The organism is Burkholderia sp. MSMB1588 (genome assembly GCF_001546925.1).
Lineage (GTDB): Bacteria > Pseudomonadota > Gammaproteobacteria > Burkholderiales > Burkholderiaceae > Burkholderia > Burkholderia humptydooensis.
Window position 1 is genome coordinate 1,158,817 of sequence record NZ_CM003770.1, and the last position, 19,685, is coordinate 1,178,501.

The 19,685-nt window shown below is 68.5% G+C and carries 14 protein-coding genes and 4 pseudogenes; 10 read left to right on the forward strand and 8 right to left on the reverse strand.

What is annotated here, in order from left to right; translation table 11 throughout:
- The first annotated feature begins 34 nt into the window (after positions 1-34).
- The 3 genes from WS92_RS04755 to WS92_RS04765 all read left to right on the forward strand — a co-directional run bounded on the left by WS92_RS04755 (position 35) and on the right by WS92_RS04765 (position 6,054).
- The gene (locus WS92_RS04755) at positions 35-1,264 is read left to right on the forward strand and encodes an efflux RND transporter periplasmic adaptor subunit (protein WP_009914257.1); all 1,230 of its coding nucleotides are present in this window, start codon (positions 35-37) and stop codon (positions 1,262-1,264) included.
- Between the two features lie 61 nt (positions 1,265-1,325).
- Entirely contained in the window at positions 1,326-4,511 is a 3,186-nt protein-coding gene (gene ceoB / locus WS92_RS04760) for a multidrug efflux RND transporter permease subunit CeoB (protein ID WP_059932372.1), read from the forward strand.
- Positions 4,512-4,521: 10 nt separating this feature from the next.
- A complete protein-coding gene (locus tag WS92_RS04765) occupies positions 4,522-6,054 on the forward strand; it encodes an efflux transporter outer membrane subunit (protein ID WP_059932373.1) in 1,533 nt (510 codons plus the stop codon).
- A 595-nt stretch (positions 6,055-6,649) separates the two neighbouring features.
- Here the strand turns inward: WS92_RS04765 and WS92_RS04770 are convergent.
- Positions 6,650-7,891: a dicarboxylate/amino acid:cation symporter gene (locus tag WS92_RS04770; RefSeq protein WP_059932375.1), complete on the reverse strand. Its 1,242-nt coding sequence runs from the start codon at positions 7,889-7,891 to the stop codon at positions 6,650-6,652.
- Positions 7,875-8,534, reverse strand: a complete 660-nt coding sequence (locus tag WS92_RS04775) for a GntR family transcriptional regulator (RefSeq protein WP_015604043.1) — start codon at positions 8,532-8,534, stop codon at positions 7,875-7,877. Before WS92_RS04775 ends, WS92_RS04770 begins: the two co-directional genes overlap by 17 nt.
- Positions 8,535-8,689: 155 nt before the next feature.
- On the opposite strand from WS92_RS04775, the gene WS92_RS04780 reads away from it, so the two are divergent.
- Positions 8,690-9,160, forward strand: coding sequence for a GNAT family N-acetyltransferase (locus tag WS92_RS04780; protein WP_015603616.1), 471 nt, complete (start codon positions 8,690-8,692; stop codon positions 9,158-9,160).
- A gap of 147 nt (positions 9,161-9,307) precedes the next feature.
- Here WS92_RS04780 and WS92_RS04785 read toward each other — a convergent pair whose 3' ends face one another.
- The 5 genes and pseudogenes from WS92_RS04785 to WS92_RS36355 all read right to left on the reverse strand — a co-directional run.
- A complete protein-coding gene (locus tag WS92_RS04785; protein WP_059932377.1) occupies positions 9,308-10,207 on the reverse strand; it encodes an AEC family transporter in 900 nt (299 codons plus the stop codon).
- 298 nt (positions 10,208-10,505) lie between these two features.
- Positions 10,506-10,838, reverse strand: a pseudogene (locus WS92_RS04790) (AMP-binding protein); the annotation flags it as partial.
- A pseudogene (locus WS92_RS04795) lies at positions 10,826-11,098 on the reverse strand (acyl carrier protein); the annotation flags it as partial. The pseudogenes WS92_RS04795 and WS92_RS04790, both read right to left, overlap by 13 nt.
- 30 nt (positions 11,099-11,128) lie before the next feature.
- Positions 11,129-12,199: a fkbH domain protein gene (locus WS92_RS04800; protein ID WP_059932383.1), complete on the reverse strand. Its 1,071-nt coding sequence runs from the start codon at positions 12,197-12,199 to the stop codon at positions 11,129-11,131.
- A pseudogene (locus WS92_RS36355) lies at positions 12,196-12,515 on the reverse strand (ketol-acid reductoisomerase); the annotation flags it as partial. The gene WS92_RS04800 and the pseudogene WS92_RS36355, both read right to left, overlap by 4 nt.
- On the opposite strand from WS92_RS36355, the pseudogene malR reads away from it, so the two are divergent.
- From malR to WS92_RS04830, 6 genes and pseudogenes are all read left to right on the forward strand, one after another.
- Positions 12,444-12,869: pseudogene (malR, locus tag WS92_RS04805) on the forward strand (LuxR family transcriptional regulator MalR); the annotation flags it as partial. The pseudogenes WS92_RS36355 and malR sit on opposite strands and share 72 nt — an antisense overlap.
- Positions 12,870-13,122: 253 nt before the next feature.
- The gene (locus tag WS92_RS04810; protein WP_059932388.1) at positions 13,123-13,953 is read left to right on the forward strand and encodes a MetQ/NlpA family ABC transporter substrate-binding protein; all 831 of its coding nucleotides are present in this window, start codon (positions 13,123-13,125) and stop codon (positions 13,951-13,953) included.
- Positions 13,954-13,970: 17 nt separating this feature from the next.
- Positions 13,971-15,365: an LLM class flavin-dependent oxidoreductase gene (locus WS92_RS04815; protein WP_059932434.1), complete on the forward strand. Its 1,395-nt coding sequence runs from the start codon at positions 13,971-13,973 to the stop codon at positions 15,363-15,365.
- Between the two features lie 20 nt (positions 15,366-15,385).
- Complete coding sequence (locus WS92_RS04820) at positions 15,386-16,570, forward strand: methionine ABC transporter ATP-binding protein (RefSeq protein ID WP_059932436.1); 1,185 nt, start codon at positions 15,386-15,388, stop codon at positions 16,568-16,570.
- A complete protein-coding gene (locus WS92_RS04825; RefSeq protein ID WP_059932390.1) occupies positions 16,563-17,219 on the forward strand; it encodes a methionine ABC transporter permease in 657 nt (218 codons plus the stop codon). The genes WS92_RS04820 and WS92_RS04825 overlap by 8 nt, the downstream gene beginning before the upstream one ends.
- A gap of 312 nt (positions 17,220-17,531) precedes the next feature.
- Positions 17,532-18,710 carry an acyl-CoA dehydrogenase family protein gene (locus tag WS92_RS04830; protein WP_015603541.1) on the forward strand — a complete coding sequence of 393 codons (1,179 nt, stop codon included), beginning with the start codon at positions 17,532-17,534 and terminating at the stop codon, positions 18,708-18,710.
- A gap of 79 nt (positions 18,711-18,789) precedes the next feature.
- Here the strand turns inward: WS92_RS04830 and WS92_RS04835 are convergent, their stop codons facing one another.
- Positions 18,790-19,617: a hypothetical protein gene (locus tag WS92_RS04835; protein ID WP_043283198.1), complete on the reverse strand. Its 828-nt coding sequence runs from the start codon at positions 19,615-19,617 to the stop codon at positions 18,790-18,792.
- Positions 19,618-19,685: the final 68 nt, after the last annotated feature.

A 19,685-nucleotide genomic window follows, 5' to 3' on the forward strand; every position in this document is an offset into this window, starting at 1 on the left:
AATCCAGAACAACCGACAACTTGGGGGTTTTTTCATGGCTATCTTGCGTACTTCCCGTTCGCGGATCGCGGCCGCGGCGCTCGCGGTCGTCGTCATCGCGGGCCTCGGCACGTTCGGCGCGATCCGCGTGAACGCGAGCGCGCCGGAGAAATCGGCGGCGCCGCTGCCGGAGGTCGACGTCGCGACCGTGCTGTCGAAGACGATCACCGACTGGCAGTCCTACTCGGGACGCCTCGAGGCGGTCGAGAAGGTCGACGTGCGTCCGCTCGTGTCCGGCACGATCGTGTCGGTGAACTTCAAGGACGGCGCGCTCGTGAAGAAGGGCGACGTGCTGTTCGTGATCGATCCGCGTCCGTATCAGGCCGAAGTCGATCGCGCGGCCGCGCAGCTCGCCGCCGCGCAGGCCCGCAACGGCTACGCGCAGAGCGACTGGCAGCGCGCGCAGCGCCTGATCGGCGACAACGCGATCGCCAAGCGCGACTACGACGAGAAGCAGAACGCCGCGCGCGAGGCGTCGGCGAACCTGAAGGCGGCCGACGCCGCGCTCGAGACCGCGCGGATCAACCTCGGCTACACGCGGATCACGGCGCCCGTGTCGGGCCGCGTGTCGCGCGCGGAGATCACGCTCGGCAACGTCGTGTCGGCGGGCGCGTCGGCCGCGCCGCTCACGACGCTCGTGTCGGTGTCGCCGATCTACGCGTCGTTCGACGCGGACGAGCAGACCTACCTGCAATACATCGGCGGCGCGAAGGACGGCCGCAAGGTGCCCGTCGAGCTCGGCCTCGCGAACGAGAGCGGCTACTCGCGGCAGGGCGTGATCGATTCGGTCGACAACCGGCTCGACACGTCGTCCGGCACGATCCGCGTGCGCGCGCGCTTCGACAATCAGGACGGCGCGCTCGTCCCCGGCCTCTACGCGCGCGTGAAGGTGGGCGGCAGCGCGCCGCATCCGGCGCTCCTCATCGACGACGCGGCGATCAACACCGACCAGGACAAGAAGTTCGTGTTCGTCGTCGACCAGCAGGGCCGCGTGTCGTATCGCGAAGTGCAGCTCGGCGCGCAGCACGGCAACCAGCGCGTGATCGCGGGCGGCCTGGCGGCGGGCGACCGGATCGTCGTGAACGGCACGCAGCGCGTGCGGCCGGGCGAGCAGGTGAAGCCGCATCTCGTGCCGATGACGGGCGGCGACGACGCTGCCGCCGCGACGCCTGTCGCGGGCGGCGTGCAGCGTGCGCAGGCCGCTCAAGGCAACGCGCGCGCGTGACGCCCGGACGCTTCCTCGGAGCGCCCGCCGCGCCAGCGCGCCCAATCAGATAGAGCCTTCCATGAACATATCGAAATTCTTCATCGATCGACCGATCTTCGCAGGGGTGCTGTCGGTCATCATCCTGCTCGCCGGGATGATCGCGATGTTCCTGCTGCCGATTTCCGAGTATCCGGAAGTCGTGCCGCCGTCCGTGATCGTCAAGGCGCAGTACCCTGGCGCGAACCCGAAGGTGATCGCCGAGACGGTCGCGTCGCCGCTCGAGGAGCAGATCAACGGCGTCGAGGACATGCTGTACATGCAGTCGCAGGCGAACAGCGACGGCAACATGACGATCACCGTCACGTTCAAGCTCGGCACCGATCCGGACAAGGCCACGCAGCTCGTGCAGAACCGCGTGAACCAGGCGCTGCCGCGCCTGCCGGAAGACGTGCAGCGGCTCGGGATCACGACGGTCAAGAGCTCGCCGACGCTGACGATGGTCGTGCACCTGATCTCGCCGAACGACAGCTACGACATGACGTATCTGCGCAACTACGCGCTCATCAACGTGAAGGATCGCCTGTCGCGCATCCAGGGCGTCGGCCAGGTGCAGCTCTGGGGCGCGGGCGACTACGCGATGCGCGTGTGGCTCGATCCGCAGAAGGTCGCGCAGCGCAACCTGACGGCCGACGACGTCGTGCGCGCGATCCGCGAGCAGAACGTGCAGGTCGCCGCCGGCGTGATCGGCGCGTCGCCGACGCTGCCGGGCACGCCGCTGCAGCTCTCGGTGAACGCGCGCGGGCGCTTGCAGAACGAAGACGAGTTCGGCGACATCGTCGTGAAGACCGCGCCGGACGGCGGCGTCACGCACCTGCGCGACATCGCGCGGATCGAGCTCGACGCGTCCGAGTACGGGCTGCGCTCGCTGCTCGACAACAAGCCGGCCGTCGCGATGGCGATCAACCAGTCGCCGGGCGCGAACTCGCTCGCGATCTCCGACGAAGTGCGCAAGACGATGGCCGAGCTCAAGCAGGACTTCCCGGCGGGCGTCGACTACAAGATCGTCTATGACCCGACGCAGTTCGTGCGCTCGTCGATCAAGGCAGTCGTGCACACGCTGCTCGAGGCGATCGCGCTCGTCGTGATCGTCGTGATCGTGTTCCTGCAGACGTGGCGCGCATCGATCATTCCGCTGATCGCGGTGCCGGTGTCGATCGTCGGCACGTTCTCGCTGCTGCTGCTGTTCGGCTATTCGATCAATGCGCTGTCGCTGTTCGGGATGGTGCTCGCGATCGGGATCGTCGTCGACGATGCGATCGTCGTCGTCGAGAACGTCGAGCGGAACATCGAGAACGGACTCACCGCGCAGGCCGCCACCTACAAGGCGATGCAGGAAGTGAGCGGGCCGATCATCGCGATCGCGCTCACGCTCGTCGCCGTGTTCGTGCCGCTCGCGTTCATGTCGGGCTTGACGGGCCAGTTCTACAAGCAGTTCGCGATGACGATCGCGATCTCGACGGTGATCTCGGCGTTCAACTCGCTGACGCTGTCGCCCGCGCTGTCCGCGATCCTGCTCAAGGGCCACGGCGACAAGGAAGATTGGCTCACGCGCGCGATGAATCGCGTGCTCGGCGGATTCTTCCGCGGCTTCAACAAGGTGTTCCACCGCGGCGCGGAGAACTATGGGCGCGGCGTGCGCGGCGTGCTGTCGAGAAAGGCGGTGATGCTCGGCGTGTATCTCGTGCTCGTCGGCGCGACCGTGATGGTGTCACGGATCGTGCCGGGCGGCTTCGTGCCCGCGCAGGACAAGGAGTATCTGATCGCGTTCGCGCAACTGCCGAACGGCGCGTCGCTCGACCGCACCGAGAAGGTGATCCGCGACATGGGCGCGATCGCGCTGAAGCAGCCGGGCGTCGAGAGCGCGGTCGCGTTCCCGGGGCTGTCGGTGAACGGATTCACGAACAGCTCGAGCGCGGGCATCGTGTTCGTCACGTTGAAGCCGTTCGATCAGCGTCACGGCAAGGCATTGTCGGCGGGCGCGATCGCGGGCGCGCTGAACCAGCAGTACGCGGCGATCAAGGATTCGTTCGTCGCGGTGTTCCCGCCGCCGCCCGTGCTCGGCCTGGGCACGCTGGGCGGCTTCAAGATGCAGATCGAGGATCGCGGCGCGGTTGGCTACGCGCGGCTCGCGGACGCGACGAACGACTTCATCAAGCGCGCGCAGCAGGCGCCCGAGCTCGGGCCGCTGTTCACGAGCTACCAGATCAACGTGCCTCAGTTGAACGTCGATCTCGACCGCGTGAAGGCGAAGCAGCTCGGCGTGAACGTGACCGACGTGTTCGACACGATGCAGATCTATCTCGGCTCGCTGTACGTGAACGACTTCAACCGCTTCGGCCGCGTGTACCAGGTGCGCGTGCAGGCGGATGCGCCGTTCCGCCAGCGCGCGGACGACATCCTGCAGTTGAAGACGCGCAACGCGGCGGGCGAGATGGTGCCGTTGTCGTCGCTCGTCACGGTGTCGCCGACGTTCGGCCCCGAGATGGTCGTGCGCTACAACGCGTACACGGCGGCCGACGTGAACGGCGGGCCCGCGCCCGGCTACTCGTCGGGCCAGGCGCAGGCGGCCGTCGAGCGGATCGCGGCGCAGACGCTGCCGCGCGGCGTGAAGTTCGAGTGGACCGACCTCACGTACCAGCAGATCCTCGCGGGCGATTCGGCGTTCTGGGTGTTTCCGATCAGCGTGCTGCTCGTGTTCCTCGTGCTCGCCGCGCTATACGAAAGCCTGACGCTGCCGCTCGCGGTGATCCTGATCGTGCCGATGAGCATCCTGTCGGCGCTCACGGGCGTGTGGCTCACGCAGGGCGACAACAACATCTTCACGCAGATCGGCCTGATGGTGCTGGTGGGGCTGTCCGCGAAGAACGCGATCCTGATCGTCGAGTTCGCGCGCGAGCTCGAGCATGACGGCAAGACGCCGTTCGAGGCGGCCGTCGAGGCGAGCCGGCTGCGGCTGCGCCCGATCCTGATGACGTCGATCGCGTTCATCATGGGCGTCGTGCCGCTCGTGCTGTCGACCGGCGCGGGCGCGGAGATGCGGCATGCGATGGGCGTCGCGGTGTTCTTCGGGATGCTGGGCGTGACGCTGTTCGGCCTGATGCTGACGCCGGTGTTCTATGTGGTGCTGCGCACGCTCGCGGGCGGCAAGATTCACGTCGCGCAGAAGGATTCGGCGGGCTACGGCGTGCCGGCTCCGGACGCTTGAGGATAGAAAGATGAACGAGACCAACATCAACGAACGCATCGCGCGCGTCGCGAAGATCGCGGCGGCGAGCGGGCTGCTCGTCGCGCTGCTCGCCGCGTGCGCGGTCGGGCCCGACTACAAGCGGCCGGACGTCGCGACGCCCGCCGCGTTCAAGGAAGCGCCGGCGCTCTCGCCGGGCGAGCAGGCCGGCACCTGGAAGGCGGCCGAGCCCGCCGACGAAGCGCATCGCGGCGAATGGTGGCGGGTATTCGGCGACCCCGCGCTCGACGCGCTCGAGGAACAGGCGCTCGCCGCGAACCAGAACCTGAAGGCCGCGGCGGCGCGCGTCGAGCAGGCGCGCGCGGCGACCCGCGCCGCGCGCTCGCAGTGGTTCCCGCAAGTGGGCGCGGGCTTCGGGCCGACGCGCGAGGGCCTGTCGTCCGCGTCGCAGTTTCAGCCCCAGGGCAGCGGCCCGACCACGGCGACGCTCTGGCGCGCTCAGGGCACCGTGTCATACGAGGCGGACCTGTTCGGGCGCGTCGGCCGCAACGTCGAAGCGTCGCGCGCGGACGAAGCGCAGAGCCAGGCGCTGTTCCGCTCGGTGCAGCTCGCCTTGCAGGCGGACGTCGCGCAGAACTACTTCGAGCTGCGCCGGCTTGATTCGGACCAGGATCTGTACCGCCGCACCGTCGAGTTGCGCGGGGAAGCGCTGAAGCTCGTGCAGCGCCGCTTCAGCGAAGGCGACATCAGCGAGCTCGACGTGTCGCGCGCGAAGAACGAACTCGCGACCGCGCAGGCGGATGCGGTCGGCGTCGCGCGGCGGCGCGCCGCGTCCGAGCATGCGCTGGCGATCCTGCTTGGCAAGGCGCCCGCGGATTTCGCGTTCAAGGAGAGGCCGATCGTGCCGGTCGCGGTGCGCGTGCCGGCGGGGCTGCCGTCGGCATTGCTCGAACGGCGGCCGGACATCGCGGCGGCCGAGCGCGCGATGATGGCCGCGAACGCGCGCGTCGGCCTGGCGAAGTCCGCGTACTTCCCGAAGCTCGACATCACGGGTTCGTTTGGCTATGAAGCAGCGACGCTCGGCAATCTGTTCCTGTGGTCGAGCCGCACGTTCCTGCTCGGGCCGTTCGCGGGCACGGCGCTCACGCTGCCGATCTTCGACGGCGGGCGCCGCAGCGCGGGCGTCGCGCAGGCGCGCGCGAAGTATGACGAGGAAGTCGCGAACTATCGGCAGCAGGTGCTCGTCGCGTTCCGCGAAGTCGAGGACAACCTCGCCGATCTGCGTCTGCTCGACGATCAGATCCGTGCGCAGAGCGACGCGGTCAACGCGTCGCGGCGCGCGGCGACGCTGTCGCGCACGCAGTATCAGGAAGGCGCGGTCAGCTATCTCGACGTGATCGACAGCGAGCGCTCGGTGCTCGAATCGCAATTGCAATCGAACCAGTTGACGGGCACGCAGGCGGTGTCGACGGTCAACCTGATTCGGGCGCTCGGCGGCGGCTGGGGCAGCGATGTGGCGCTCGGCTCGCGCGATCCGCGCAAGCAGGACGTCGCGGCGCGTTGAGCATGCGGCGTGCCTTCGGGCATGCCGACGGCGTACGCGAGCGAGCCCCGAGTGTCGGCGGAATCGCGTGCGCTAGCGCGAGGACGTTCGAGAGCCGGGGAATGGGAGAATCGGAGCCTGAGAGCCTGAGAGCCGCGCGGACGCGACGGGCGCAAGCATGCAGCGCCCGTCGCGTGACGGGCGGCATTCGCGATGGATGCGCGGGGCACGCGGCCGCCGCTTCGCATCGGCGGCGCGCAGGCGGCATGCGTGCCGGAATCGGCCTGGAGTACATGCTATCGCGCGATTTTTGTTTCGCGCGCAGCGGCCTCGACTTACACTTGGCAGCGGCGCATGAGACGGGGCACCACCGTCTCGTTGCGCTGCTGGTCGACAATAAAAAGCGCAGTCCCAGCGTAGGGCGACAGGGACTGCGTAACCGCCTGCATCCGAGGGCCAGAAATACTCGCAGACGGAACTACAATCGCGCGAGCGGTGTCATGCGAGGCGGCACGCCGTGCGTGCTTCTGCACGCACGGCGTGCCGCACCTCCCGAACCGCCGAGCGTCACGCTCGCAAAAAAATCTTCCTGCAAAAAACTGTTGTCAAACGCACGTCAAACGCGCGACGCGTGCGCCGTCACGGCATCCGCGACTTCGGGCGCGACGCCGGACACGCGGCTTGCGAGCGTCGTCGCGACAGTGCTCGCGTAGACGTTCAGCGCGGTGCGGCCCATGTCGAAGAACGCGTCGACGCCGAGAATCAGCAGCACCGCATCGGCAGGCAGCCCGATCGCGGCGAGGATCACCGTGATCGCGACGACCGCGCCCGACGGCACGTTCGCGGCGCCGTCGATCGTGATGATCGTCAGGACTGCGATCGTGATCATCAGCGGCCAGCTCCACGCGAGCTGATAGGCGTCGGCGAGATAGCAGACCGCGAGCACCGTATAGAGCACCGCGCCTTCGCGATTGAAGATGTACGACAGCGGCAGCACGGTCGACGCAACCGACGACGGCACGCCCATCTCCGTGAGCTTCTTCAGATGCACGGGGAACGTGATTTCGGACGAGCGCGTCGTGAAGCCGAGGATCAGCGGCTCGCTCACCTTGCGCACGACCGCGCGCGGCGATTGGCCGGCGAGCTTGACGATCAGCGTGAGCCACGCGGCGAGGACCGCCATGCCGAGATACGCAATGCCGAGCAGCTTCGCGAGCGGCGTCATTGCGGCAAGCCCCTTCGACGACAGCAATACTGCAATCGCAGCAAAGATCGCAATGGGAGACAGCGACACGACCCACTCGGTCATCTTGAAGAACGCGGCGAGCATCGATTCGCAGACGGCGACGAACGGCGCCGCGCGGTCCTCGACCGCAGCGAGCGCGCAGCCGAGCAGCACGCCAAACACGAGCACCGGCAGCGAATTGCCGGCCGCGAGCGCGCCGACGATGTTCGACGGGATCATGTCGGTCAGGAACTTCATCCAGTCGATGCCGCTTGCGAGATTCGCCGGCATCGCGGCCGTTTGCGCGTGGCTCGCGCCGATGCCGGGCCTGAACAGCCAGTTGAGCGCGAGGCCGAGCGACGCGGCGATCACCGTCATCAGCACGAAGAACACGAGGCTGAACGCGGCCGTCTTGCCGAGCCGGCCGCGCTGCGTGCCCGCGCGGAATGCACCGAGCGTAACCGACAGCAGGATCAGCGGCAGCACGACCATCTTGATCGCGTGGCCGAACAGCGTCGAAATGAAGGCCAGGTCGCGGCTCGCGGCGGGCGCGAGCAGGCCGAAAACCACGCCGAGCGCGAGGCCGAGGATCATCTGTAGCGGCAACGGGATTTTTTTATTGGCCAGTGTCATATTGAGCTCGAATTAACCGGATTCTGTCCGGAGTACCGTCGATCACGTGATTCCACATCCGGCGTCGCGCCGTTTCCGCGTCCCGTGCGTCGATGGCCGCGTAAATCTCCAAATGTTCGAGCGTGCCGCGCCTGACCGTCGCGAAATCGCTGCGCGGCAGTTCATTCAGCGCGTGCGTTTGCGCGCGCAGCAGCTTGTATGTCGTAAATAGCCGGTCGTTGCGCGCCGCCTTGAATATTTCGTCATGAAAGACCCAGCCGATTTTCTGCTCGGTCATGATGTCGGCGATGTTTTCGTCGACGAGCCTGCGCATCTGCGTGTGCGAGCGCGACAGGCGGTCCGTTGCGCCGCCGCGCGCCGCGAGATACGCGGCGGTGCTTTCGAGCGCGAGCCGCAACTCGTAGATTTCGCGCAGATCGTCGCGCGTCGGCTCGTTGACGAAGGTGCCGCTCTTGTCGACGATGTTGACGAGCCCTTCCGACGCGAGCAATTGCAGCGCGCTGCGCACCGGCATCTGCCCGACGCCCAGTTCGTGCGCGAGGCCCCGGTGAGAGATTTTCTGCCCGGGCGACAACCGGCCGTCGAAGATCCGCGAGCGGATCTCGTCATAGGCGCTTCCCGTATCGGACGAGATTTTCTCCATTATCTGTGATCGCAGATTGCTTGCTTGAATTTAATGACGCGAGCAGCATTTATTTAGATTAACCGTATTGGCGGGGGCGAACAACAAATATTTTTTCGCGATCGAAATCTTTCACGGATTTAGAATGAGTCAATCAATTTTTTCGTAAACAGCCGATGTGCGTCGATCAACAGTCGTATTCCATCGTGACCGTCCCGGTTGCGTCCGTGTTGCCGCTCCGGGCCCGAATCCTGCTGGATGGGGACGAGAATGCAAGCCGCTTTCCGTGCGACGACCACGACGCGACGCTTCATCTCGCGGCCCGGACGTCGGACGGGATTGTCGCCGTCGCGACGATCTGCCGGCAGCCGTTCCGCGATTTCCCGGCGGACGGCGCATGGCGGCTGCGCGGCGTGGCCGTCGAGCCGTTCATGCAGGGGCAGGGCGTCGGCACGCGGCTGATGCATGCGTGCATCGAGCACGCGCAGCGGCAGAACGGAAAGGTCGTCTGGTGCACCGCGCGCGATTCGGCGCGCGGCTTCTACGAATCGCTTGGCTTCGCCACGTTCGGCGTGCCGCTGACGATCGCAGCGCGCGCCGACATGGTGTTCCATGAAATGCATCGCCTGTTGCCCGACAACGCATGACGGTTGCGCGAGCGCCGGCGCGCCGCGCATTTGGGCGTTCGTGTTTGGGCGTTCGATCGACGAGGCGATGCATCCTTCGCTCCGGTTGCGGCGCGTAGAAATAGTTCGTGTTGCGAAACAAATAAAACGGCCGTTTCGTGCCGTTCTTCAATAAGGCAGCACGCCGCGCCATAGCCACGCGGCGGCGATCGACGCCGGCACGCCCAGCGTCATCAGCGCGCCCGCGAGCGGCGGATCGAGTTTCTTGTCGATCGCGATGAGCCCCGCGATGATCATCGGCGGCATCGTCGCCTGCACGAGCGCGACGGTGAGCGGCACGCCCCGCTGCGAGAACACGTAGAGCCCGCACGCGAGCACGATCGCCGGCACGACGAGCAGCTTGAAGCCGATTCCGACCAGAAAATTGCGCGCGGCGTCGCGCGCGTGGCGCACGCTGAAGCTCGCGCCCACCGAGATCATCGCGATCGGCGTGAGGGTTGCGCCGAGCGCGGCCAGCACGTCCTCGACGACGGTCGGAAATGGCACCGGCCGCAGCAGCAGCGCAAGCGCCATCGCCTGAATCGGCCGGTAGCCGGCAAGCTGCCGCGCGACGCCGCGCCAGCTCGTCGCGCTGCCCGCGTACACGTCGGCGGCGACGAGGCCCACCGTGCACATCACGATGAAGTTCGCCTGGTCGACGACGAGCGCGTGGCCGACCGCGGCGCTCCCGATCAGCGCCTGCACGACCGGCACGCCGACGATCGACGTGTTGCTCGTGCCGCAGACGAGCATGAGGCAGCCGACCGTCGCCTTGTCGAGACGCAGCAGCGCGCCGGCGGCGAGCGCGAGCGCGGCCGTCGCCGCGAACACGATCGCGGGCGTCGCGAACAGCCACAGCACGTCCGCGGCGAACGCAATCTTGTGCAGGTGCTGCAGCACGAGCGCGGGCAATGAAATCTGGATCACGAAGTAATTGAGGCTGGCCGGGAAGTTGTCCGGCAGGCGCTTGCTCCGCGCGAGCGCGGCGCCCGCGAGGAGGCAGGCGAGAACGAGAATCAACGAAGCCATCGATCGGTGTTTGAGCGCATCGGATGCAAAGCGGCCCGGCGGGCCGCCCGTGCGGATTGATGTCGAAAATCGGCGCGGGACCGGGATGGATGCGACGCACCGTGCGCGCGCAGCGTGCGTTCGCGTGGCGTGCGCCCCGCCAGACTATAACCCGGCAGGGCGCGCGATGCGAGGAGGCGGGTGAGGCTCGGCTGCGATTGGCGGTGCGGTGTGCGGCATAAAGTGCGGCATGATTTGCCGTGCCGACGTCCGTGCGTCGTTCGCCCGACGGCGCGTCGCACCAAGCCACCCCGCACGCTCAGGCAACCGCCCGAGCGTCCCCCGACGGCTCGCGGCAGGCTCTCTCGCACCGTTCGACCACCGGCGCGAGCCACGCTTGCGCGGCGTCGTGCAGATACGCGTCCTCGATCGTGAACGCGCCGTCCGCGAGCATCTTCGCGCAGGTCGCGCGCTGGATCTTGCCGCTCGATGTCGTATGAATCTCGCCTTTCTTCACGCGGATCACGCCGCTCAGCGTCAACTGGCACGTGTCCCACGCTTCGCGGCCGATTTCCGGCGCGAGCGCCGCGAGATCGAACCGGCCGATCGCCTCGAGCACGACGACGACGCCCGCCTGCTCGCCGCGCTCGACGTTGCGGATGCGGCCGGCGCGCCGCCGCCCGGCCAGCGCTGGCGCTCGATGTACTGCAGCAGCCGCTCGAAGCTGTCGAGCCGATAGGCTTCTTCGATGTCGATGTCGACGCCGAGTTCGGCGGCGACCCTGCCGAGCAACTGGACATGCGCGAGCGACGACCATTCGGCGAGATTCTGCATCGACACGCCGGGGCCGAACGGCGCGCCCGTGAAGATCCGGCTGCCGAGAGCGCTCAATTGTCGTGAAAGCGAGGACACGCTGGGGGCTCCTTGTCGTTGATGTTGGGATCAGTGCGGCGCGGCGCCGAACAGCGCGAGCTCGCGGAACTGCCCACGCAGGCAGTGGTTCGAGCTCATCGACGACGCATAGCCGCCCGCGTTCAGCAGCGCGACGAAGTCGCCGGGCTCGACGGGCGGCAGGCTCACGTCCTTGCTCCACAGATCGAGCGCCTGTGCGGCCGCCGCGAGCGCTTGCGGCGCTTTCGCACACGCGAGCACGGCCTCGGCGAGCGCGGACGGCGCGATGCGCAGCCGCGCGCGCGGGCCGCTTCGGTCGATGGCGACGCCCGCCTGCGCGGCGATCGCGTCGACGAAGTCGACGGCCGGCTGGTTGGCGTCGTTGCGTGCGTAGTCGAGCGCGACGGCCGGCAACGCGGCGCGTTGTGCCGCCTGAGCGAGCGCGAGCAGCACGCCGTGCTCGACCTGCTTGCCGAGCACCGTGCAGCTCAGCACGAAATCGGCGAGGACGGGCAGCCCGGCATCGACGCGCACGAGCGCGAAGCCGCTGCAGCCGTATTGGCCGAAGCGGTCGGCGACGGTCAGCGCGAGCCCCGCCGCGTCGCGCGAAGTCGTGTCGAGCAGATCGGCTTCGAGAAGCGGGCGACCGCTCAGATGGAACGTCGCGGCCGTGTGGCTCAGGCGTGCGCTTTTCGCGAGCGCGATTTTGTCGTCGAACGGGATGCTTGCGATGCGCAGTTGCAGGCGCTCGAAGAAGCGGGCGAGCGCCGCGCCGCGCGCGTCGAGCGCGGGCGACGGCAGCACGACGACGCGCGGCGGCGTCGCGCGGCCGGCGGCGAACGACGCGAGCGCGTCGAGCCACGCCTGCGCGCGTTGCGCGAGCAGCGCGGCGAGCGCGTCTGGCGATTGCGTGCGGTCGCTTGCTTCGTGCCGCACGAAATCGGCGAGCCGCACGAGCAGCAGCGTTGCATCGTCCACGTGCTGCGGATCGGGCGCGAGCAGCGCTTGCAGCAACTGGTTGTAGCGCGTGAACGCGACGTCGCCGAAGCCCCGCGCGCGCAGCAGCGGGTCGAGCGGCGATGCGTTGAACGTCGCGCCGACGTAGAGACGCCCGGCGCTCATCGCGAGGCCTCCGGCTCGGCGTCGGCGGCTGCGGGCGGCGCCTCGTAGAGCCCGCCCGCGGCCTCGGTCGGGAACCGGAACGCCGCGCGTACGTGCGCATGCGCGACGTTGTGCGGGCGCTTCAGCGCCGCGCGGCGCGCTTCGTCGAGCGATGCGTAGCGTTCGCCGCATGCGCCTTCAGATACGCGGAGAAGTCGCCGCTGTCGATCTGGTCGAGCACGCGCGCGGCGAGCTCGCGACTGGCCGCGCGAAGCTCATGCGCGACGAAGCGAAGTCGTACGGCCTCGTCTACGGGCTCAGTTGCCCCGTTCATGATCGCAGCGGCGCGATCAGCATGCTCAGCATGGCAACCGACGATCCCTTCGAGCACGACGCGAGCGACATACTGCGGCTGCTGAGCCTGTCGCAACTGCTTGCGGGCTTCGTGCACGCGGCGATGCAGGAACTGCTCGACTGCCGGCTGAGACGGCAGGGCTCGTGCGACCTGACCGCGCGCGAGCGCGAATCGCTGCAATGGGCGGGGCGCGGCAAGACGGCCTGGGAAATCTCGAAGATTCTCGGCATTTCGGAGCGCACGGTCGTGTTCCATCTGTCGAACGCCGCGCGCAAGATCGGCGCGAACAACCGGGCGCAGGCGGTCGTCATGGCATCGGCGCGCGGCTTGATCTGAGCGCGCGCCCGCTGAGCGCATGCGCGCGGCATCGCGCAGTTGCGCCATCCAGTCGCTGCGCAGCGCGCTCCGCGCTATATCGCCCCGCGCGATTTACTTTGCGAAATCGCTTCGTAGACCACCCCTGCCGGCCAGCCCTATCATCGATCGCAGTTCATTTCGAAACGAAGCAGCCGCGCCGTCGCGCAAGCGCAGGCGGCTTCGCCCGCCCGCCGGCCGTGTTCGTTCCGGCATCCTGAAGAGAGTCCCTCCTATGTCGTCTCGCCTTTTTCTCGCGCGCGTCGTCAGGCGCGCTTCGCGCGTTGCGGCCGCCGCACTCGCGAGCGCCGCGCTCGCCGCGCCGCTCGCGCATGCCGATTCCGGGCCGCTGAAGGTCGGCATCGCGACGAGCCCGCAGATCGACGCGCTGAAGGTGGCCGCGAAGGAGGCGAAGGCGCAGGGCCTCGACGTGAAGATCATCGAGTTCACCGACTGGAACACGCCGAACGCGGCCCTCGCGAACAAGGACATCGACGTCAATTATTTTCAGCACATCCCGTTCCTCGAGAACGCGAAGAAGCAGGGACACTATGATTTCGTCGCGATCGCGCCGGGCACGATCATGAAGATCGGCCTCTATTCGAAGAAGGTCAAAAGCTTCGATCAACTGAAGGACGGCGCGACGGTCGCGATCGCGAACGATCCCGTCAACGGCGGGCGCGGTCTGTTGCTGCTGCAGCGCGCGGGCTTGATCAAGCTGAAGCCGGGCGCCGATTACCGCGCGACGACGCGCGACATCGTGTCGAATCCGAAGCATCTGAAGATCCTGCCGCTCGAGGCGTCGCAACTCGCGCGCTCGCTCGACGACGTCGATCTCGCGCAAGGCTATCCGAGCTTCATCAAGCTCGCCGGCACGGCCGACCCGAACGGCGCGCTGCTGTTCGACGGGCTCGAGAACAAGCTGTTCGCGCTGCAATGGGTCGTGCGGCCGGAGCGGGTGAACGATCCGCGCATCCGCCGGTTCATTGCGATCTATCAGCATTCGCCGGCGGTCAGGAAGGCGCTCGACAACGCGTTCGGCTCGCTGTACGCGGTCGCCTGGTGAGGCAGGAGGCGCGCGCGATGGCGAAGAAAAAGATCCTGCTGAACGCGTTCAACATGAATTGCGTCGGCCATATCAATCATGGCTTGTGGACGCATCCGCGCGACCGCTCCGCGCAGTACACCGATCTCGACTACTGGGCCGATCTCGCGCGCACGCTCGAGCGCGGCAAGTTCGACGGGATCTTTCTCGCCGACATCGTCGGCGTCTACGACGTGTACGGCGGCGGCCCCGATGTCGCGCTGCGCGAATCGGTGCAGGTGCCCGTCAACGATCCGCTGCTGCTTGTGCCGGCGATGGCGCAGGTGACGCGGCATCTCGGCTTCGGCGTGACCGCGAACCTCACGTACGAGCCGCCGTATCTGTTCGCGCGACGGATGTCGACGCTCGATCACCTGACGAAAGGCCGCGTCGGCTGGAACATCGTGACCGGCTACCTCGACAGCGCCGCGCGCGGCATGGGCCTCGCGAAGCAGATCGAGCACGACGACCGCTACGCGCGCGCGGACGACTACATGGACGTCGTCTACAAGCTGTGGGAACGGAGCTGGGACGACGACGCGGTGATCCGCGACCGCGATGCGCGCGTGTTCGCGCGGCCCGACAAGGTGCGCCGCGTGCGCCACGACGGCCCGTATTACTCGATCGACGCGATTCATCTGAGCGAGCCTTCGCCGCAGCGCACGCCGGTGCTGTATCAGGCCGGATCGTCGGCGCGCGGCGTCGAGTTCGCCGCGAAGCACGCCGAATGCGTGTTCGTGAACGGCCAGAGCAAGGCCGCCGCGCGCCTGGCGGTGGCCGACATTCGCGCGGCCGCCGCGCGGATCGGCCGCGATCCGGCGTCGATCAGGATCTTCGCGGGCATCACGGTCGTCACGGACGAGAACGAGCGGGCGGCGCGCGAGAAGTTCGACGAATACCGGCGCCATGCGAACCCGGAAGCGGGGCTCGCGCACTTCGCGAGCTCGACCGGCATCGATTTCTCGCGCTTCGGCCTCGACGAGCCGATCGCGCACGTGAAGACCGATTCGATCCAGTCGGCCGTCGACGCGATCTCGAAGAAGAGCACGTCGGGCGCGTGGACCGTGCGGCGCGTTCTCGACCAGATGTCGATCGGCGGCCGCTATCACCCGGTCGTCGGCTCGCCGTCGCAAGTCGCGGACGAGCTCGCCGCGTGGGTCGACGAAACGGGCGTCGACGGCTTCAACGTGACGCGCACGGTGATGCCCGAATCGTTCGTCGATTTCGTCGACCGGATCGTGCCGGAGTTGCAGAACCGCGGCCTCTACAAGGAGGACTACGATTGCGCGCCGACGCTGCGCGCGAAGCTGTTCGGCGCAGACGGGCGGCTGCCCGGCTGGCATGCGGGCGCTCGGCACCGGTTCGACCGTGCGAGCGAAACCGGGAAAGTGTGACGAAGCGACGAGGCGACGCGATGGTGCAGCTACTCGATTCCCCCAGTTTCATCGAACGCTCGGCCACCGCGCCGCGCGAGACCGCGCCCGCTGCGCGCGACGCGGCGGCCGCCGCTTCGGCGATGGGCGCGGCGGTGTCGTTCGAGCTGGCGAGCAAGGTGTTCGACGGTCCGCGCGGCCCGTCGGCCGCGCTGCGCGAAGTGTCGCTCGACATCGCGCGCGGCGGCGTGTTCGGCGTGATCGGTCGCAGCGGCGCGGGCAAGTCGACGCTGTTGCGGCTCGTCAACGGGCTCGAGCGGCCGACGTCGGGCGCGGTGCGCGTGAACGGCGTCGACGTCGGCGCGCTCGACGAGCGCGGGCTCGTCGCGCTGCGGCGCCGGATCGGCATGGTGTTCCAGCATTTCAACCTGCTGTCCGCGAAGACCGTCGCCGACAACATCGGGCTGCCGCTGAAGATCGCCGGCGTGCCGAAGGCCGAGCGTGCGCGCAAGGTCGACGCGCTGCTCGATCTCGTCGGCCTGGCCGCGAAACGCGACGCGTATCCGGCGAGCCTGTCGGGCGGGCAGAAGCAGCGCGTCGGCATCGCGCGCGCGCTCGTCCACGATCCGGATCTGCTGTTGTGCGACGAAGCGACATCCGCGCTCGATCCGCAGACGTCGCAGTCGATCCTCGCGTTGCTCGCCGACATCAATCGGCGGCTCGGGCTCACGATCGTGCTGATCACGCACGAGATGGAAGTGATCCGCGCGGTGTGCGATACGGTGGCCGTCGTCGAGCATGGCGAGGTGGTCGAGACGGGGCCGGTATGGCGCGTGTTCGGCGATCCGAGGCATGGCGCGACGCGCGCGCTGTTGCGCACGCTCGTCCATGATCTGCCGGCCGATCTCGCGACGCGCGTGCGGCCGCTCGACGGCGCCGTCCCGCTGCCGTGCGGCGCGCGACTGCTGCTCGCCGTCCGCTACACGGGCGCGGACGGCGGCGAGCCGGATCTCGGCGCACTGACGAGCGCGCTCGCGCGCAACGTCGGCGACGCGGTGCATTTCGTGCACGGCGGGCTCGACAGGATCCAGGGGCGCGTGCAGGGGCGGCTCGTGATCGCCGCGTCGCTCGCCGCGCGCGGCGCGGCCGGCCCGGACAGGATCGCGGCTGCGCTCGCCGCCGCGCGCCGGCATGCGAATCATGTGGAGGTGCTCGGCTATGTCTGAACTGTGGTTTCCCGAACTCGCGGACGCGATCCGCGACACGCTGTGGATGGTCGGCGCGTCGGCGCTCGTTGCCGCGCTCGTCGGCGTGCCGCTCGCGCTCGTGCTCGTCACGACCGCGCCGGGCGGCATCTACGAGCGGCGCGGCGTGAACGCGGCGCTCGGCGCGATCGTCAATGCGTTCCGCTCGACGCCGTTCATCATCCTGCTCGTTGCGCTGCTGCCGTTCACGCGCTTCGTGATCGGCACGACGATCGGCGTGTGGGCCGCGATCGTGCCGCTGTCGATCGCGGCGATTCCGTTCTTCGCGCGCATTGCCGAGGTGAGCCTGCGCGAGGTCGACAAGGGGCTCGTCGAGGCCGCGCAGGCGATGGGCGCCAAGCGGCGTCACATCGTCTGGCACGTGCTGTTGCCGGAGGCGCTGCCGGGGATCGTCGGCGGCTTCACGATCACGGTCGTCGCGCTGATCGGCTCGACAGCGATGGCGGGCGCGGTCGGCGCGGGCGGGCTCGGCGATCTCGCGATACGCTACGGCTACCAGCGTTTCGATTCGACGGTGATGGCGACGGTGATCGTGATCCTGATCGCGCTCGTCACCGTCGTGCAGTTCACCGGCGACCGCGTCGTGCGGCGGCTCGCGAAGCGCGCGTGAGCGCGGCCTGCGCATGCGCCGAGACGCCGCCACCGCGTCGACAGGCAGGTATCCGAACGAACCGCCTTTCGTAAGAAATGCAGGAAATCCTTGCCGACGGCCGCCGCGACACTGCCCGGACACATATCTGTACATTGATTACAGGTGCCCGGCGCTAGTATTCGACGCACACCACACCGCTAATCGGGCGATCGACCACAAACGGCGGTGCGGCGCGTGCGCACGCGTGACATCGCGGGCCGCCGCCGCATCGACCGACATGCCCGCCACCTGGGAAGCTTCCGTATGAACGATCCACGAGTCCTGGTTGAAATGACGGTCGAAGCCGACCGGACGCCGCCGCGCACGCTCGCCGAGCTGATCGCGGCGCTGCGCGCGAGCGCGGCGGAACGCGATCGCGCGGGCGGCCATGCGTCGCGCGAGAAGCGGTGGATCGCCGATGCCGGCTTGCTGACGCTCGCGGTGCCGCGCGAATTCGGCGGCCAGGAAGCGGGCTGGCCCGTGATCTACCACACGATCCGCGCGCTCGCGCGCGTCGACAGCGCGCTCGCGCATCTGCTCGGCTTTCAGTGCCTGCAGATCGTCAGCGTCGACGTGTGGGGCAGCGCCGCGCAGCGCGAGCGCTATCTGCGCGGCACGGTCGAGCATGACTGGTGGTGGGGCAACGCGGTGAATCCGCTCGACGCGCGGCTCGTCGCGCGCGCGACGGGCGACGGCGGCTACCGGCTCGACGGCGTCAAGGGTTTCTGCTCGGGCACGCGCGGCTCGCAGCGGATGACGGTGTCCGCGCACGATCCGGACACGGGCAAGCCGGTGTTCGCCGTCGTGCCGACGCAGCGCGAAGGGATCACGGTGCGCGACGACTGGGACCCGATCGGCCAGCGGCAGACCGACAGCGGCAGCGTGGCGTTCGACGGCGTGCGCGTCGAGCCCGACGAGGTGCTGCATCGGTCGGAAGCGCCGCCGACGCCGCGCGCGACGCTGCGCACGCTCGTGTCGCAGCTCGTGTTGACGAATCTGTTCGTCGGCATCGCGGAGGGCGCGCTCGCCGAGGCGCGCGACTACGTGCAGCGCGCGGGGCGGCCGTGGGTGCACTCGGGCGTGGAGCGCGCGGCGGACGATCCGTACACGCTGCAGCGCTTCGGCGACATGCGCGTGCAGACGGTGAGCGCCGAGGCGCTCGCGGATCGCGCGGCGCGGGCGTTGCAGCGCGCATGGACGGAGCAGGACGCGTTGACGGCCGATGCGCGCGCGGAAGTCGCGCTCGCGATTTCGGAGGCGAAGATCGTCGCGCAGCGCGCGGCGCTCGACGTCAGCGAGGCGCTGTTCGACGCGTGCGGCGCGCGCGCGACGGCCGCGCCGCTCGCGCTCGACCGCTTCTGGCGCAACGCGCGCACGCACACGCTGCACGATCCGCTCGACTACCGGCTGCGCGACGTCGGCCGCTATGCGCTGACGGGCACGCTGCCCGACGCGTCGCTCTATACGTGACGCGGCCGCGCGCGTCGCCGGTTCGCGGCGCGCGCGGCCGTCCGCTTCGTTTTCGTTTTCGATGCCGTCTTTCGCGCCGTCATTCGATCGGCCGCCGCGCGAAGCGCGCGGCGAACGCCTCGAACGCGGCGATGTCGGCGCGCGGCGTGCCGATCGCCGCATCGCTCGGGCCGATGTCGTCCATCAGCACCGGCTGGCAGTCGATCAGGTGCCGCGCGTTCGGAAACTTGGACATCCTCGGCAGCCGGTAGCGCAGCCGGAACAGGCGCGGCAGCACGCCGCGCGGCTTGCGCAGATCGTCGACCTGCTGCACCGACGCGTCGAACCAGAAGCGCGACCACGCGGCCTGCTTGCGCTCGCCGCGCGGCGCGGCGATGAATTCCGTCAGCACGAGCAGGATGTACGGGATGTCGCGTTGCGCGAGCGTCGGCCACGCCCACAGCTTCAGCACGTCCGCGAGCTCGATCGCGCGCATGAAGCGCGCGATCCCGAACGCGGCCGCCGTCTGCCGGATCGTGTGCAGGTGCCGCTGCCAGTGCTGGAAGAAGGTTGCGCGGGCTCGCCGGCCGTGCTCGTCGAGCGGCGGGCCGAGGTGCACGGCGAGCGGGTTCGGCAGCGCGTCGTTGACGAGCGGGCAGCGCGCGAACTCGCCCGCGAGATGGACGAAGCGGCGCGCGTGCGAGCGGTCGCGCAACTGCACGACGTACAGCGCTTCCAGACAGAGCGGACAGCGCGCCCACCCGCGCGGGACGGGGTCCGCGCGACAGAGTTCGTCGACGTGGACCAGTCGATCCTCGACCGGGTGCAGCGCATATTCGAGCATCGGCCGTGCTTTCATGTCGGTGCCGGTCCGGCCCGGACGGCGCGGCGCTCGCGCGCCGGCGCCGCATGCGGGCCGTGAGATCAACGAAGAACGAAGTCAACCAGAAATCAGTATCCCGAATCAGACACGCGATATGTGACACGCCGATGTGC